The sequence below is a fragment of the Chromobacterium sp. CV08 genome (assembly GCF_051129845.1).
Taxonomy (GTDB): domain Bacteria; phylum Pseudomonadota; class Gammaproteobacteria; order Burkholderiales; family Chromobacteriaceae; genus Chromobacterium.
Genome location: NZ_CP150453.1, coordinates 3,904,553 through 3,920,079 on the forward strand (window position 1 = coordinate 3,904,553; position 15,527 = coordinate 3,920,079).

A 15,527-nucleotide genomic window follows, 5' to 3' on the forward strand; every position below is an offset into this window, starting at 1 on the left:
TAAAAAGAAAACGGATTACCCATTATTCGGTTACGGACTCCAATGGATAAGGCAATTCCAGTGCTTGCAGCGCAATAGTATGCCCCTCGTCGGCGAATACTCCGTCCGACCAGGTTTGCGACTGTACGACAGCCAGTCCGAGATAACGTTCTTTGTCCACCTGGCAAACCGCCGCCAACATGCCGACAGACTGCTCGGGCAATTGAGGACTATATAACTTGCAGCCGGCAACGAGCGGCTGGCCAAACTGGACTTTGAACATCCGGCGCTTCATCTTGCCAAGATACTGGCTGCGGGCCACGATTTCCTGTCCCGGATAGCAGCCTTTCTTGAAACTGACGGCTCCTATCAATTCCATATTCGCCATTTGCGGCACGAACTGTTCCTGGGTTGCCGATGTCACCCAGGCCACGCCGGCCTCGATATCGTGCAAAGCCCACACCTCCGGCGTCGCCGCCTGCCAATCCGGCGCCGCCGCAATATCGCAGGGCAAAGCGCCGGTCCCGGCCAGCAAATAGACTCCGTTTCGCAGCTTTACCAGGCTCGCATCGCCGCTTGTCTGCTGCTGCAATGGATCCCAGGACGCGACACCCGGGAAATGGCCTTGCAATATCGTTTCCGCAAACGGACCGGACAGACCAAGCAAGGCGCTGCCCTCTACCAGGCTAACCTTGACTTTTGAGCGCAGGACAAACATTGCCAGTCGTTTGGCAATCGCCTGGGCGACATCGGCCGATACCATCAAATAATAAGCGCCCTGCTGCCGCCAGATCAGGAAACTGGCCAGCATCCTGCCTTTCGCCGTCGAATACGTGCTGTACTGGGCACGGCCGTCTTTCACATCCCGAATATCACTGGACAATTGCCCTTGCAGGAAAGTTTCTGCATCGTCGCCGTCCACCCGGATCAAGGCGTAATTATCGAGCGGAGCCAGCACCGAGCCGTTTTGCAAAGCCTGCACCTGTTGCAGATGCTGCGCCGTCGGCAGTTTGCCTTCCCCGTCCCTCGCCACGCCTTTTTGACGCAGCCATTCGTTCCAGAATGCATCCATTCCTTGCGGCTCCCTTATTGATTGCAATGCGCGATCTTAACGCCAAGCGCCGTCGCGTCGCCAGCGATCCGCTGCCGCGCGCGCGCCACACAGCAAAATATCCTGTCATAACATAGACCTAGCCGCAAAGCCTCGCCGAGGCGCGCCGACGGCATCACTTTTTGCCATGCCAAGCATTGACAGCCCGGCCCGGCTCCGTATATAGTTCGCCCTCACTCAATTCCCTGATAGCTCAGTCGGTAGAGCGACGGACTGTTAATCCGCAGGTCGCAGGTTCGAGCCCTGCTCGGGGAGCCATTAATCCTGGCGCATTGAGTATGCATGTGTTCCCTGATAGCTCAGTCGGTAGAGCGACGGACTGTTAATCCGCAGGTCGCAGGTTCGAGCCCTGCTCGGGGAGCCACATACCGCCTTGCCAAAGGCATACGGATTCCAAGTTTTGTTCCCTGATAGCTCAGTCGGTAGAGCGACGGACTGTTAATCCGCAGGTCGCAGGTTCGAGCCCTGCTCGGGGAGCCAGAATACGATAAGCCGCAGCGTACGCTGCGGCTTTTTCGTTTGGCGTTTCCCACTTACAATCGTTTCCATCCTCCGGAGAAACGATGTTGAACAAACCGATACCGCTCGCCATCGGCGCGATCCTGTTGTGGGCCTCGCTGGCCACGCTGGGCTCGCTGACCCGTAGCCTTCCGCCCTTTTTCGTCGTCGGCGCCAGCCTCTGCATCGGCAGCCTGCTGTCCGCCCATCGCGCCCGCGACTGGCGAGTCCCGCCGCTGACCTGGCTGGTCGGCGTCTACGGCCTGTTCGGCTATCATTTCCTGCTGTTTTTCGCCTTTCGCCTGGCCCCTGCCCTGGAAGCCAATCTGCTCAACTATCTATGGCCGCTGCTGATGGTGATGCTGTCTCCGCTGCTGCGCCCCGGCACGCGACTGACGCGCCGGCATGTCATCGGCGGCGTCCTGGGCTTCGTCGGCGCCGGGCTGATCGTCACCGGCGGCAAGCTGGCGCTGTCCCAGCAATACCTGCCCGGCTACCTGCTCGCGATCTCCGCCGCCGTGGTCTGGTCCAGCTTCAGCCTGCTGCTGGGCCGCCTTCCCACCTTTTCCGGCAGCGCGATGGGCGGCTTCTGCCTGGCCTCCGGCCTGCTGTCGCTGCTGTGCCACGCGCTGTTCGAACCGGCGGCGCAAGCCACCGCTTCCCAATGGGCCACGCTGGTCCTGCTGGGACTGGGACCGATGGGCGGCGCCTTCTTCCTGTGGGAACGCGCGCTGAGGCTTGGCGATCCCCGGCAGATCGGTTCGCTGTCGTACTCGACGCCGCTGCTGTCCACGCTGCTGCTGACCGCCAGCGGCCAGGGCCGGCTCACTCCGCTGGCCGCCGTCGCCATCCTTCTGATCCTCGGCGGCGCGCTGCTCGGCACGCTGCCGGACAAGCGGGCCGCCGTGCCGCAAGCGCAGTAGCTTTGCATCGATGGTGTAAACAGTTAACATCATTCTCATTTAATAAAAGGGAAAACCATGTCGGTATTGAAGGAATTTCGGGAATTCGCCGTCAAGGGCAATGTGATCGACCTCGCGGTCGGCGTGGTGATAGGCGGCGCCTTCGGCTCCATCGTCAAATCACTGGTCGACGATGTGATCATGCCGCCGATCGGTCTGCTGATCGGCAATGTCGACTTCTCCAACCTGTTCTTCGTGCTGAAGGAAGGCGCCAAGCAGGCCGGCCCCTATGTGTCGGTGGCCGCCGCCAAACAGGCCGGCGCCGTGACGCTGAACCTGGGCCTGTTCATCAACTCGCTGGTCAGCTTCACCATCGTCGCCTTCGCCATTTTCATGCTGGTCAAGGCGATCAACCGACTGAAGCGCGAGCAGCCGGCAGCCGAAGCCGCAGCCGCCCCGGCCACCAAGGAATGCCGCTACTGCCTGTCGGCCATTCCGGAAAAAGCCACCCGCTGCCCCTGCTGCACCTCGCAACTGGACTAAGCCGCTTGCCCGCGCCGGGCAATTCCCCTACAATCCGCCTCGTTCTGGGGGAGTAGCCTCGGCGCGCGACAGCGCCGGCAACTGTCAACACGCTTGGCCTGTGGCCATGGCAGTTGCGACGAGCTTCCGTTTGGCAAGACCCATGACATGCTTGCGCGCAGCGGGGCCGCCGCGCAGGTTTGTCATGGCGTACGCGCGGCCCCTGGAGTTTCCATGCAAGCCTTCCTGATTTCCACCGGTGTGGTGGCCCTGGCCGAGATCGGCGACAAAACGCAGTTGCTGGCGCTGTTGCTCGCCTCCCGTTTCAAGAAACCGGTACCCATCATTGTCGGCATCTTCGTCGCGACGCTGATCAACCATTTCGCCGCCGCGGCCGTCGGCCAATGGCTGATGAGCAAGATCGGTCCGGACATCATGCGCTGGGGCCTGGGTCTGTCTTTCATCACCATGGCGGCCTGGATGATGATCCCGGACAAGCTGGACGACGACGACCGGCTGAGCGAGCGCTTCGGCGTCTTCGGCACCACCGTGCTCGCCTTCTTCCTGGCCGAGATGGGCGACAAGACCCAGATCGCCACCGTGGCGCTGTCGGCACGCTTTCCGGAGCAGCTGTATATGGTGGTGGCCGGCACGACGCTGGGCATGATGGCCGCCAATGTTCCGGCGGTGCTGCTGGGCGAGGTCGCGGCGAAGAAAGTGCCGCAGAAGCTGATGCACGCGATTGCCGCGCTATTGTTCGTCGGCCTCGGCATCATCACGCTGATGACGCCGCTGTCGCTCTGAGGCTGGACGCAAAAAGGGAGGCCGTGGCCTCCCTTTTGACTGGCCGCGCCCCGGATCAGCCCTGGGCCAGCAAGCTGTTCGGATCGAAACCGACCCGCAGCGCGCCCCAATGGCGCCCGCGCAGCTCCAGCGGCAGCACCACCTCGGACAGGACCTCACCGGTGTCTCGGCTATAGGTCTGCATCAGGAAGGGTTGCACATTGCGCGCCGCGCGAAGGCCGGCCGGATCGTTGAAGATGCGCTTGTCGCGGCTCTCCGCCAGGTCCCTCGCCGGATCGCCCGACTGCGGCTTGCTGTACCAGCTGTTATGCGTCGGCGCATAGCCGTTGCCGTCCACCGCCACGCAGAATTTGCCGCCGGGAATCAGCTTCACCAGACGGTCCAGGACCGGCTGCAGCAGCGTCTCAAGCCTGCTGTCGTAAACGGTCCGGTATTTGACCGGCTGCGTGCCGGCGATCTGCTGGTAACGCTGGTCGAACAGATCGACGCCGCGCTGCAACTCGCCCTGCAGCAGTTGCTGCACCTCGTCGCGCACCTCGCGCGCCTGGTTCACCGCCTGGTCGAACGCGCCCTCGCCGATCACGAACTTGGAAACCAGCTCCTGCACCTGCTCCGCCGCCGCCGTCAATTCATTGGCGGCGCGCTCGGTCCGGCCCAGCCGGCTGTTCACCTGCTGGCCCAACTGGTGGATTTCCGCCACATGCTGGTTGACCTGGTGATTCGCCGAGGCGAACTCCTGCATCGTCGCGGCGATCTGGCTGAGGCTGCTGGACGTCGATTCGAAATCGCCCATCATCTTGCTGAAGTGCTCGGACGCGCGCGAAATCACCTCGCGGGCGCGATGGGTGTCCTCGGTGATCGCCGCCGTTTCCTGCTGCGTCTCCGACACCAGACCCAGCATGCCGTCGATATTGTGCGAGATTTCGTCGGTGGCCTTCTTCACCCGCTCGGCCAGCTTGCGCACCTCGTCGGCCACCACGGCGAAGCCGCGGCCGCTCTCGCCGGCGCGCGCCGCCTCGATCGCCGCGTTCAGCGCCAGCAGATTGGTCTGCTCCGACACGTCCTTGATCAAGTCGACGATGGTCTTGATGCTGGCCGAACGCTGGCTCAGGTCCTCCACCGTGTGGTTGAAATGGCCGACCTTGCGGCTGATGTCGTGAATGCTGTCGGTGACCGAGCGCAGCTCCTCGTACGATTCGCGCGCCACGTCCAGGTTCTCGCCGGTGGTGGCGGAAATCGCCTGGGTCTGATCGGTGACCTGCTCGACGCCGCGGGTGGACTGGTCGCTGGCCTGGCGCACCTGGCGCGCCAGCTCGTCCTGTTGCTGCGCGCCGCTCAGCGACTCGCCGACATTGCGCCGCGTCACGGCAGAATCCATCGCGATGCGCACCGTCATCAGCCGCACATTGCTGATGATCTCCCGCATCTTCAGCAGGAAGCGGTTGTACGACAGCGACAGATCGCGGATCTCGTCATAGGTGATCGCCGGGATGTCCCGCGACAGGTCGCCGGCGCCGGCGCCGATCTCGTTGAAGATCTGGATGATCATGCGCAGCGGTCGCACGATCAGATAGCGCAGATACCAGACCATGAAGGCGATGAAGGCGAAGCTCAGCGCCCACAGCGCCACGGTCCAGTACAGCGCGCTGTCGATGCGCCCTTCGACCTGCGCCAGCACCTGCGGCGCGATGCCTGCGGCGCGCAGCGTGTCGCGAATGTCGCCGAGCACGTAGTAGCAATAGCCGGCCATCAACAACTGGAACAGGCTGATGAAGAAGAAGCTGCACAGCTTCTTGGTCAGACTGTTCCAGAATGTCTTTTCCGAAAACGTGTACAAGCGCCAGAACCACTCCATTTGCTCTCCTCCTGAACAATCTGCGTCGTTATTTTTATTGGACGGTTATTTTTTCCGAAATCGATCCCGATAGCCAGACAATCACGGCGCAAAACCTTGATCCAGATCAAACTTGCGTCTGCGCCATACCATCCAGCGCTCCTGGCCGCGGAACACCGGCAAGCCGTCCGGCAACGGCTCGCTGTGCTCCAGCTCGAACCACGGCCCGAGCAAATCGGCCAGCCGTTCGGCGTCGATGCCGAACGGCGGGCCCTTCTCGGTGTCGGCGACAAAGAACACCCCGGCCAGCGCGCCGCCCGGCCTGATCATGCCGGCCACCTTGACAGCATATTGCTTTCGCATATCCATCGGCAAGGCGCACAAAAAAGCCCGCTCGAACACGTAGTCGAAAGCGGGCATTTCCAGACGGAAAAAGTCGGCCAGCAGCAATTGCCCGGCCAGCGCCGGCCACTGTCGCCTGGCCATTTCCAGCGCGGCCTCGCTGAAATCGACGGCCAGCACCCGATGGCCCAGCGCCTGCAGTTGCGGCAGGTCCGACGCGCTGCCGCAGCCGGGCATCAGCAATCGGGAGGGCGGCCCGCCTGCGAAGAAGCGCCGCGCCGGCTCGGGCAGGCTGGCGCCGTCCCACGGCATCACCCCTTCGCGATAGCGCTGCTCCCAGAAATCCACTTGCGAACTATCGGCCATATCCTCTCCTCAAGAAGTCTTTTCGCGGGCAGCGCGGCCGACAGCCGGGCCGGGGGCCGCGGCCTCCTATCGCCGCAACAGCCAGGCCGCCGCGTCCTCCAACGGCAACGCCGGGACCTGCAGGGACTCGGCATGGCCATCCGGCCCCAGCCAATGAAGGACGCCCGCCTCGTCCAGCCGGTAGCGACCGCCGCCGGGCAGCCGCCCCCATTCCACGCCGTCCAGATCGTCGAGCTCCAGCAAGGCGCCGCAGGCGGCCGCCAGTTTCAGCAAGCGCTGCCGCCGCGGCAGGCATTGCCACACCCGCTCCCGCTCGGCCTCGTCCATGAAGCACCATTGGCTGATTTCGCCGAAAGTGCGCGCGCAGCCGCGGCAGACATTGTCGCCCAGCGCGGTGGAACACAGGGCGATGCACGGGGAGTCGGGACGGATGCTGCTCATCGGGATCAATCACTCAATTCGAAAATAGAAACAAAGACTTGTCGCCGCGCATTCCAGGCTGTCGCGCAAGGGAATCGGCCTGGACGAGTATATCAGCTGACACCGTGCACGGGACCCATCACGCGTGGACGACGGCCGCCGCCACAAAAAGACCTTGAACAGGCCATAAGATTATTCTGAATTAAACCGCGCGCCCTCTTAAAACATGGCCGCATACAACTAATTTCAGACCGCAATATCGCTTAAAGGGGGTGTCGGGAAGCGGCATACCGCAGCCACCATCCCATCGATTGGAATCCACATGAAACACTATCCCTACCTGGCCATGGCATTGCATTGGCTGAGCGCGTCGGTCATATTATGGGCGCTGTTCAGCGGATTCGCGCTGGCCGCCGATGCCTTGCCGGCGCCGCTGGCCAAAGAGGTGCCGCCAGTGAACGTCGCCCTGACCACGCTGCTGGTCCCGTTCTGGCTGCTTCGGATTTTCTATCGTTTCCGCTTTCGCATGCCGCCGCCGGAAAACATGGCTGCGCGGTCCTGGAAAATGGCCCGATACGGACACCTGGCGCTCTACGCGTTCGGATCGTTGTCTTTATCCAGCGGCATATTGATGATGGAACGCGCGGTCAGCGTCTTCGGGTGGTTCACGCTGGCCGCCCCCTTGCCTGCCGGTCCGCTTACGCATGGATTCGCGCGGGTCCATTTCGCCAGCAATGCGCTATTGGCCCTGGCGGTGATATCGCACATCGCGGCGGTTGCCCTGCACCAACGACGGGGCTTGTCCATTTTGCGGCGCATGGGGCCGAGTCAGGCAGCGCGGTGACGGACCGAGCGAAGCGGCCGACGCAGCCGGCAACGGAGACCCGCGCGCCGCCTCTCCCGGCGAATGACGTCGGCACAGGCGCAGCACCACAGGCGCGAAACCAGCCCGTATAGAACAAAAAAAGCCGCACAAGGGAAAAGATGGAAACATGCCAATTCCACGGCGCGGAAAAGGCAATAAAAAAGCCCTGCGGGAACAGGGCTTAACTTCTTGAATATAAAGCTTTATATTTGGTCGGGGTGAGAAGATTCGAACTTCCGACCCCCTGCACCCCATGCAGGTGCGCTACCAGGCTGCGCTACACCCCGACTCAAGAGAAACGTAGTCTAACTGATTTATTATTTCTTGCCAATACCCGAATCCAGCCACTCGATAATGGACTCCAATTCGGCCCGTACTTCCTGTGCCGTGATCGGTCTATCGTCGACCTCTCCCATGCCCAGGCGCTGGCGCGCGCCCTGAATAGTGAAGCCATCGTCGTAAAGCAAAGCGCGAATACGCCGCACCAGCAAAACCTCATGGTGCTGATAATAACGGCGATTGCCGCGCCGTTTCACCTGGCGCAGCTGGGAAAACTCCTGCTCCCAATATCGCAGCACATGCGGCTTTACCCCGGCCAATTCGCCGACTTCGCTGATGGTAAAGTAACGCTTCGATGGAATCGACGGCAGATCAGCCTTGCTTGTTAGCATGGTATTGCTCAACCATTCCCTTGAGTTTCTGGCTAGCGTGGAACGTTACCACACGGCGCGCGGTGATGGGAATCTCTTCCCCGGTCTTGGGGTTGCGGCCAGGACGCTGCGGCTTGTCGCGCAGTTGGAAATTGCCGAAACCGGACAATTTCACCGAATCCCCGGACTCCAGAGCCAGCCGGATTTCTTCGAAAAACGACTCGACCATGTCCTTGGCTTCACGTTTGTTCAGACCTACCTGGTCAAACAGCAAATCGGCCAGTTCAGCCTTCGTCAAAGTCATGACATTCCCCTCAAACTTCTAAAACCCAATCGACGGGCGCCCGATCCGGACACGCCCGCCCACTTCACTATCAAACGCGCAATTGCGCGCCCAGCTCCGACGCGGCCTCAAGCAGGGCCTGCATCGCCGGCTCCACGTCCTCGTCGGTCAGGGTCCGGCTATTGTCCTGCATCAGCACGCTAAAGGCCAGACTCTTCTTGCCTTCGGCGACGCCTTTGCCGCGATAGACGTCGAACAGCGCGATATCGGTAACGATCTGCGCGCGCTTGCCGGCAAAAGCGCTCAGCACTTGCGCCACAGTCACCGATTCGTCCACCAGCAGCGCCAGGTCGCGGCGCACCGGCTGGAACTTGCTGACCGATTGCGCCTTGACGCGGCTGCGGACCACGACGCTGCCCAGATCCAGCTCGAACAGCACCGGGGCGCTCGGCAGATCATAGGCCTGCACCCACTGCGGATGCAATTCGCCGATCACGCCGACGGCCTTGCCGTCCACCCTCACCTCGGCGCAGCGGCCGGGATGGAAGGCCGGATGGGCGGCCTTGCGGTACTCGGCCCTGACCGGATGCAGCAGCGCCTCGACGTCGGCCTTGACGTCGAAGAAGTCGACGCGCTCGGCCTTGGCGCCCCATTGTTCGGACAGGCGCGGCCCCCAGGCCAGGCCGGCGACCTTCTCCGGCTGATCGAAACCGTCCGGGCCGCGCTGGAAGACGCGCGCCACTTCGAACAGGCGCACGCGCGGATGCTTGCGGTTGATATTGCCGACCAGCACGTCGACCAGGCCGCCGATCAGCGTCGAGCGCATCACGCTCATCTGGCTGGCGATCGGGTTCTGCAGGCGGATCGCGTCATCGTTGCCGGCGAAATCACGCTCCCAGCGTTCGTCGACGAAGGCGTAGCTGACCACTTCCTGATAATCGCGGGAGGCCAGCAGATGGCGCAGCTGATCCACCGGACGCTTTTCCTCCGGCTGCGCCAGCATCCGCATGCCGGAGCGCGGCGCGTCGGACGGGATGTTGTTGTAGCCGTAGACACGGGCCACCTCCTCGATCAGATCTTCCTCGATCTCGATGTCGAAGCGGAACGACGGCGCCTGCACGGTGAAGACTTCGTCTTCCAACGTGAACGCGAGGCCCAGGCGGGACAGCATGCCGCCGATCTCTTCGGCGGACAGCGTCACGCCCAGCACCTTGGGCACGCGCGCCACGCGCAGCTTGACGGCCTGGCGCTTCGGCAATTCGGCGACCTCCTCCACCACCGGACCGGCCTCGCCGCCGCAGATGTCCAGCACCAGGCGGGTGGCGCGCTCGATCGCGTCGCGCTGCAGCTCGAAATCGACGCCGCGCTCATAACGGTAGGACGAGTCGGAACCGAAACCCAGTTCGCGCGCCTTGCCCGCTATCGCCTCCGGGGCGAAGAACGCGGATTCGAGGAAGATGTCGCGGCTCGCCGTGGTGACGCCGCTGTGCTCGCCGCCCATGATGCCGCCGATGGCCAGCACCTTGGCGTCGTCGGCGATCACCAGGTGCCCGGCTTTCAGCTCGACGGTCTTCTCGTTCAGGCACAGCAGGCTCTCGCCGTCGCGCGCCATGCGCACGGTGATGCCGCCGTCCAGCTTGGCCAGATCGAAGGCGTGCATCGGCTGGCCCTGCTCCAGCAGGATGTAGTTGGTAATGTCGACGATGGCCGAGATCGAACGCAGGCCGGAACGCTCCAGGCGTTGGCGCATCCAGGACGGCGTCGGCGCGGCGGCGTCGACGCCCTTGAGCACGCGGCCCAGGTAGCGGCCGCAGGCTTCGCGGGCGGCGATCTTGACCGGACGGGTGTCGTCGATGGACGGCGCCACCGGTGCGATGGCCACCGGCTTCAGTTCGGCGCCGGTCAGCGCCGCCACTTCGCGGGCGATGCCGCGGATCGACAGGCTGTCGGCGCGGTTCGGCGTGATCTTCAGCGTGAACAGCGCGTCGTCGAGACCCAGGTAGTCGCGTATGCTCTGGCCCACCGGCGCGTCGGCCGGCAGCAGCATCAGGCCGTCGACGTCTTCCGGCACGCCCAGCTCCTTGCCGGAGCACAGCATGCCGTTCGACTCCACGCCCCTCATTTTCGTGGGCTTGATTTTGAAATCGCCGGGCAGCACCGCGCCGGGCAGCGCGCACGGCACGCGCACGCCTACGGCCACATTCGGCGCGCCGCAGACGATCTGCACCAGCTCGCCGGTGCCCACGTCCACCTTGGTGACGCGCAGGCGGTCGGCGTTTTCATGCTTGACGCACTCCTTCACCTCGGCGATCACCACGCCGGAGAAGGCCGGCGCGGCGGCGGCGGTTTCTTCCACCTCCAGGCCCGCCATCGTCAGCAGCTCGGACAATTGTTCGGTGTTCAGCGCCGGATTGACCCAGCTTCTCAGCCATTGTTCGGAAAATTGCATAGTCGGCTCCGTGCGCGATCAGTTGAATTGCTTCAGGAAGTTGAGATCGTTCTCGAAGAACAGGCGCAGATCGTTGACGCCATAGCGCAGCATGGCGAAACGGTCGAGGCCGATGCCGAAGGCGAAGCCGGTGTACTTTTCCGGATCAATGTTGGCGATGCGCAGCACTTTCGGGTGCACCATGCCGCAACCGCCCACTTCCAGCCAGCGCCCCTGCTCGTCCAGCACGTCGATCTCGGCCGAGGTCTCGGTGAACGGGAAGAAGGACGGACGGAAACGCACCTGCAGATCGTCGCGCTCGAAGAAGCGGCGGAGGAAATCGGTGACCACGGCCTTCAGGTCGGCGAAGGACACGCCCTCCTCGACCCACAGGCCTTCCATCTGGTGGAACATCGGCGAATGCGTGGCGTCGGAGTCGACGCGATACACGCGGCCCGGCGCGACGATCTTGATCGGCGGCTGATGGCTTTCCATGAAGCGCGCCTGGATCGGGCTGGTATGGGTGCGCAGCACGTCGCCGTTCTCGACGTAGAACGTGTCCTGCATCGCGCGGGCCGGATGGTTTTCCGGAATGTTCAGCGCCTGGAAGTTGTAGAAATCGCTTTCGATTTCTGGGCCGTCGGCCACTTCGAAGCCCATGCTGCGGAACAGGCCGGCGATGCGTTCCAGCGTCAAGGCCACCGGATGCAGGCCGCCGCCGACCGAGCCGCGGCCCGGCAGCGTGACGTCCAGCGCCTCGGCGGCCAGCTGGGCTTCCAGCTTGGCGCGGTTCAGCGCGTCGCGCTTGTCGTTGTGCGCGGCCTCGAACGCCTGCTTGGCCTGGTTGATCGTGGCGCCGGCCGCCTTGCGCTGTTCCGGCTCCAGCTTGCCCAGTTGCTTCAACAGCTCGGTCAGTTCGCCGCTCTTGCCGAGATAACGGGCCTTGACCTGCTCGAGCTCGATTGGATCGTTCACCGCGGCCACGGCGGCCAGACCGGCTTGGAGAATCGCGTCAACGTTGTTCATCGTGTTCCACACCGTATGCGAATAGAAGGCTGATCACAGCGGGCATCGACGATACCCGATCTGATCAGCGCTCTTGTAAGGCGGGCCGGAATAGAAAAAAAGGGAGGCATTTGCCTCCCTTCAGATTCCGTCCCGGCGATTAAGCAGCGAGGCTTGCTTTCGCCTTTTCGACGATCTGAGCAAAAGCCGGCTTGTCGAACACGGCCAGGTCGGCCAGGACCTTGCGGTCGATTTCGATAGCGGCTTTCTTCAGGCCGTTCATGAACTTGCTGTACGGCAGGCCGTTTTCACGGGCAGCTGCGTTGATACGGGCAATCCACAGTTGGCGGAACTGACGCTTTTTCTGACGACGGTCGCGGTAGGCGTACTGACCCGCCTTCATCACCGCCTGTTTGGCGATGCGATAGACGTTCTTCCGGCGGCCGCGATAGCCTTTCGCCAGGGCGAGGATTTTCTTGTGACGAGCACGTGCGGTTACACCGCGTTTTACGCGTGGCATCTTTCAGGTCTCCTTAAGCGTAGGGCAGCATGGCGCGAACAGAAGCCATATTGGTCGCGTCCACCATGGAGGTGCCGCGCAATTGGCGCTTGTTCTTGGTGGTCTTCTTGGTCAGGATGTGACGCTTGAAGGCGTGACCGCGCTTAACACCACCACCGCCCAGTACTTTGAGACGCTTCTTCGCGCTCGACTTGGTCTTCATTTTCGGCATGGAAATGCTCCTGCTGAATTTTGTTTAGATTAGACACAGGGTGGCTTCCGGACTTGTCCGGTCGCTCTTGAAACCACTGCGTCACGCTTCTGAGCAGATCGTTGCCGACCTACAAAACCGACACGGCAGAGCGAACTCTGCCGTGTCGAAGTGACGATTATACCGATTATTTCTTCTTCGGTGCAATCATCATGACCATCTGGCGACCTTCGAGGCGCGGGAACTGCTCCACCGTGCCCACTTCCGCCAGATCGGCTTCGACGCGCTTGAGCAGCGCGAGGCCGATGTCCTGGTGCGCCATTTCACGACCGCGGAAGCGCAGGGTGACCTTGGCCTTGTCGCCTTCAGTCAGGAAACGGACCAGGTTGCGCAACTTGACGTTGTAGTCGCCATCGTCGGTACCCGGACGGAACTTGATTTCCTTGATCTGAACCTGTTTCTGCTTCTGCTTGGCTTCGTGACGCTTCTTGGACTGCTCGTACTTGTACTTGCCGTAGTCCATCAGCTTGCACACCGGGGGCTGAGCGGTCGGGGAAATCTCCACCAGATCCACATCGCCCTCTTCGGCAAGAGCCATTGCTTCACGCAGACTGACGATGCCAATCTGCTCACCTTCCTTACCTACCAGACGGATCTCGCGAGCGGTAATCTCGCCGTTGATCCGTGCTTCGCGTTCCTGAGCTATAGCTGAAATCTCCTAATGAATGTTTAGTCCGCCGCCGCCGGATCAGGCCTCGGGCATCTCAGCCTTGAGGCGGGCCACGAAGGCATCCAGCGTGAGCTGGCCCAGGTCTTCGCCCCGGGCGCGCACGGCAACCAGTCCGTCTGCCTTTTCCTTGTCGCCGACGATGATCTGATACGGCAACTTTTGCAGACTGTGTTCGCGGATTTTATAGCCGATCTTCTCGTTTCTCAAGTCGAGCTCGACTCGGAAGCCTTGTTTCTCAAGCGCTTTGGCGATTCCAGAAGCATAATCCGCCTGCGCTTCGGTAATATTCATCACCACCATCTGCACCGGAGCCAGCCACAAGGGGAAGGCGCCGGCGTGGTTTTCGATCAGGATGCCGAGGAAGCGCTCCAGCGAGCCCAGCGCCGCGCGATGCAGCATGACCGGGCGCTTGCGGCTGTTGTCGTCGGCCACGTACTCGGCGTCCAGACGCTCCGGCAGCATGAAGTCCAGCTGCAGCGTGCCGCACTGCCAGGAGCGGCCCAGCGCGTCCTTGATGTGGTATTCGATCTTCGGACCATAGAAGGCGCCCTCACCCGGCAGCTCTTCCCATTCGACGCCGCAGGCGCGCAGCGCGTCGCGCATGCCTTCTTCCGCCTTGTCCCAGGTCGATTCTTCGCCTATGCGTTTTTCCGGACGCAGGGCCAGCTTGATCGACACCTTGTCGAAGCCGAAACGGTCGTACACCTCCATCACCAGGCGGTGGAAGTCCTTGGCCTCCTGGTTGATCTGGTCCTCGGTACAGAAGATGTGGCCGTCGTCCTGCACGAAGCCGCGCACGCGCATGATGCCGTGCAGCGCGCCGGACGGCTCGTTGCGGTGGCAGGAGCCGAACTCGGCATAGCGCAGCGGCAGGTCGCGGTAGGAGCGCAGACCGCTGTTGAACACTTGCACGTGGCCCGGACAGTTCATCGGCTTCACCGCGTAGTCGCGCTTTTCCGACTCGGTGATGAACATGTTCTCGCGGTAGTTGGCGGCATGGCCGGAACGCTCCCACAAGTTGGCGTCCATCATCATCGGCGTGCGGATTTCCTTGTAGCCTTCGCGGTTCAGCTTGTCGCGCATGTATTGCTCTACGCTTTGCCACAACTGCCAGCCCTTCGGATGCCAGAACACCATGCCCGGCGCCTCGTCCTGCAGGTGGAACAGGTCCAGCTGCACGCCCAGCTTGCGGTGGTCGCGCTTTTCCGCCTCTTCCAGCATGTAGAGGTAGGCGTCCAGATCTTCCTTCTTGGCCCAGGCGGTGCCGTAGACGCGCTGCAGCATCTCGTTCTTGCTGTCGCCGCGCCAGTAGGCGCCGGCCACCTTCATCAGCTTGAACACCTTCAGCTTGCCGGTGGACGGCACGTGCGGGCCGCGGCACAGGTCGGTGAATTCGCCCTCGCGGTACAGGGAGAGCACCTCGCCCTGCGGGATCGATTCGATGATCTCGGCCTTGTAGGCCTCGCCTATGCTCTTGAAGTAGGCGATGGCCTCATCGCGCGGCAGCTCGTAGCGCTCGACCGGAATGTCCTTCTTCGCCAGCTCGGCCATCTTCTTCTCGATCGCCGCCAGGTCTTCCGGCGTGAACGGACGCTTGTACGCGAAGTCGTAGTAGAAGCCGTTCTCGATCTCCGGCCCGATGGTCACCTGCGCCTCCGGGAACAGCTCCTTGACGGCATAGGCCAGCAAGTGGGCGGTGGAGTGGCGGATGATGGACAGGCCGTCGGCGTCCTTGTCGGTGACGATGGCCAGATCGGCGTTGCCGTCGATGCGGTAGCTGGTGTCAACCAGCTTGCCGTCGACGCGGCCCGCCAGGGCGGCGCGCGCCAGGCCGGCGCCGATGGAGGCGGCGACTTCATGAACCGTTACCGGTTTGTCGAAAGAACGGACCGAGCCGTCCGGCAAGCGAATGTCTGGCATGTCAACTCCAACGAGGGCGAGAGGTTTCTTGTGATCGAGTCTAAAGCAAAAAGACAAAAAAAAAGTGCGGCCTGAGCCGCACTTCTTTTTTCGCATGGTACAACCCGCAAGGCTCAGCTTCCGTGAGTATTTCGGGTTGTGGTAGTTCGCAAGACTTT

Annotated in this window: 16 protein-coding genes, 4 tRNA genes and 1 riboswitch; of the genes, 7 read left to right on the forward strand and 13 right to left on the reverse strand. The window is 62.4% G+C overall.

Features of this window, described 5'->3' with window-relative positions:
• Nucleotides 1-22 precede the first annotated feature (22 nt).
• Nucleotides 23-1,051 carry a YgfZ/GcvT domain-containing protein gene (locus tag WNM05_RS17715; RefSeq protein ID WP_434629299.1) on the reverse strand — a complete coding sequence of 343 codons (1,029 nt, stop codon included), beginning with the start codon at nt 1,049-1,051 and terminating at the stop codon, nt 23-25.
• 221 nt (nt 1,052-1,272) lie between these two features.
• Between WNM05_RS17715 and WNM05_RS17720 the strand changes: the two genes are divergently transcribed.
• The 6 genes from WNM05_RS17720 to WNM05_RS17745 all read left to right on the forward strand — a co-directional run bounded on the left by WNM05_RS17720 (nt 1,273) and on the right by WNM05_RS17745 (nt 3,816).
• A tRNA-Asn gene (locus WNM05_RS17720) sits at nt 1,273-1,348 on the forward strand.
• A 30-nt stretch (nt 1,349-1,378) separates the two neighbouring features.
• A tRNA-Asn gene (locus WNM05_RS17725) sits at nt 1,379-1,454 on the forward strand.
• A 40-nt stretch (nt 1,455-1,494) separates the two neighbouring features.
• Nucleotides 1,495-1,570 (forward strand) — tRNA-Asn (locus tag WNM05_RS17730).
• 83 nt (nt 1,571-1,653) lie between these two features.
• Nucleotides 1,654-2,511, forward strand: coding sequence for a DMT family transporter (locus tag WNM05_RS17735; protein WP_434629301.1), 858 nt, complete (start codon nt 1,654-1,656; stop codon nt 2,509-2,511).
• A gap of 57 nt (nt 2,512-2,568) precedes the next feature.
• Nucleotides 2,569-3,033 carry a large conductance mechanosensitive channel protein MscL gene (gene mscL, locus WNM05_RS17740; RefSeq protein ID WP_434629303.1) on the forward strand — a complete coding sequence of 155 codons (465 nt, stop codon included), beginning with the start codon at nt 2,569-2,571 and terminating at the stop codon, nt 3,031-3,033.
• Nucleotides 3,034-3,067: 34 nt separating this feature from the next.
• Nucleotides 3,068-3,217: riboswitch (yybP-ykoY riboswitch) on the forward strand.
• A 29-nt stretch (nt 3,218-3,246) separates the two neighbouring features.
• A complete protein-coding gene (locus WNM05_RS17745) occupies nt 3,247-3,816 on the forward strand; it encodes a TMEM165/GDT1 family protein (protein WP_434629304.1) in 570 nt (189 codons plus the stop codon).
• A 55-nt stretch (nt 3,817-3,871) separates the two neighbouring features.
• Here the strand turns inward: WNM05_RS17745 and WNM05_RS17750 are convergent, their stop codons facing one another.
• From WNM05_RS17750 to WNM05_RS17760, 3 genes are all read right to left on the reverse strand, one after another.
• A complete protein-coding gene (locus WNM05_RS17750; protein WP_434629306.1) occupies nt 3,872-5,671 on the reverse strand; it encodes a methyl-accepting chemotaxis protein in 1,800 nt (599 codons plus the stop codon).
• 81 nt (nt 5,672-5,752) lie between these two features.
• Nucleotides 5,753-6,358 carry a methyltransferase domain-containing protein gene (locus WNM05_RS17755; protein ID WP_434629308.1) on the reverse strand — a complete coding sequence of 202 codons (606 nt, stop codon included), beginning with the start codon at nt 6,356-6,358 and terminating at the stop codon, nt 5,753-5,755.
• A 66-nt stretch (nt 6,359-6,424) separates the two neighbouring features.
• Nucleotides 6,425-6,799 (reverse strand): DUF1289 domain-containing protein, encoded by a 375-nt coding sequence (locus WNM05_RS17760; protein ID WP_434629310.1) that lies wholly within the window; start codon nt 6,797-6,799, stop codon nt 6,425-6,427.
• 301 nt (nt 6,800-7,100) lie between these two features.
• Between WNM05_RS17760 and WNM05_RS17765 the strand changes: the two genes are divergently transcribed.
• Nucleotides 7,101-7,622 carry a cytochrome b gene (locus WNM05_RS17765; RefSeq protein ID WP_434629311.1) on the forward strand — a complete coding sequence of 174 codons (522 nt, stop codon included), beginning with the start codon at nt 7,101-7,103 and terminating at the stop codon, nt 7,620-7,622.
• 231 nt (nt 7,623-7,853) lie between these two features.
• On the opposite strand, the gene WNM05_RS17770 is transcribed toward WNM05_RS17765, so the two are convergent.
• The 9 genes from WNM05_RS17770 to thrS form a co-directional block, all read right to left on the reverse strand.
• A tRNA-Pro gene (locus WNM05_RS17770) sits at nt 7,854-7,930 on the reverse strand.
• A gap of 30 nt (nt 7,931-7,960) precedes the next feature.
• Nucleotides 7,961-8,314 carry a MerR family transcriptional regulator gene (locus WNM05_RS17775; protein WP_434629313.1) on the reverse strand — a complete coding sequence of 118 codons (354 nt, stop codon included), beginning with the start codon at nt 8,312-8,314 and terminating at the stop codon, nt 7,961-7,963.
• Nucleotides 8,295-8,597 carry an integration host factor subunit alpha gene (locus tag WNM05_RS17780; RefSeq protein ID WP_011134908.1) on the reverse strand — a complete coding sequence of 101 codons (303 nt, stop codon included), beginning with the start codon at nt 8,595-8,597 and terminating at the stop codon, nt 8,295-8,297. Before WNM05_RS17780 ends, WNM05_RS17775 begins: the two co-directional genes overlap by 20 nt.
• Nucleotides 8,598-8,667: 70 nt before the next feature.
• Nucleotides 8,668-11,025 (reverse strand): phenylalanine--tRNA ligase subunit beta, encoded by a 2,358-nt coding sequence (gene pheT / locus WNM05_RS17785; RefSeq protein WP_434629316.1) that lies wholly within the window; start codon nt 11,023-11,025, stop codon nt 8,668-8,670.
• A gap of 18 nt (nt 11,026-11,043) precedes the next feature.
• Nucleotides 11,044-12,030: a phenylalanine--tRNA ligase subunit alpha gene (pheS, locus tag WNM05_RS17790; protein ID WP_434629317.1), complete on the reverse strand. Its 987-nt coding sequence runs from the start codon at nt 12,028-12,030 to the stop codon at nt 11,044-11,046.
• Nucleotides 12,031-12,169: 139 nt separating this feature from the next.
• Nucleotides 12,170-12,529 carry a 50S ribosomal protein L20 gene (rplT, locus tag WNM05_RS17795; RefSeq protein ID WP_011134905.1) on the reverse strand — a complete coding sequence of 120 codons (360 nt, stop codon included), beginning with the start codon at nt 12,527-12,529 and terminating at the stop codon, nt 12,170-12,172.
• A gap of 13 nt (nt 12,530-12,542) precedes the next feature.
• On the reverse strand, nt 12,543-12,740 hold the full coding sequence (gene rpmI, locus WNM05_RS17800; protein ID WP_434629319.1) for a 50S ribosomal protein L35: 198 nt from the start codon (nt 12,738-12,740) through the stop codon (nt 12,543-12,545).
• Nucleotides 12,741-12,906: 166 nt separating this feature from the next.
• Nucleotides 12,907-13,434, reverse strand: coding sequence for a translation initiation factor IF-3 (gene infC / locus WNM05_RS17805; protein WP_101709255.1), 528 nt, complete (start codon nt 13,432-13,434; stop codon nt 12,907-12,909).
• 33 nt (nt 13,435-13,467) lie between these two features.
• The gene (gene thrS, locus WNM05_RS17810; RefSeq protein ID WP_434629322.1) at nt 13,468-15,369 is read right to left on the reverse strand and encodes a threonine--tRNA ligase; all 1,902 of its coding nucleotides are present in this window, start codon (nt 15,367-15,369) and stop codon (nt 13,468-13,470) included.
• Nucleotides 15,370-15,527: the final 158 nt, after the last annotated feature.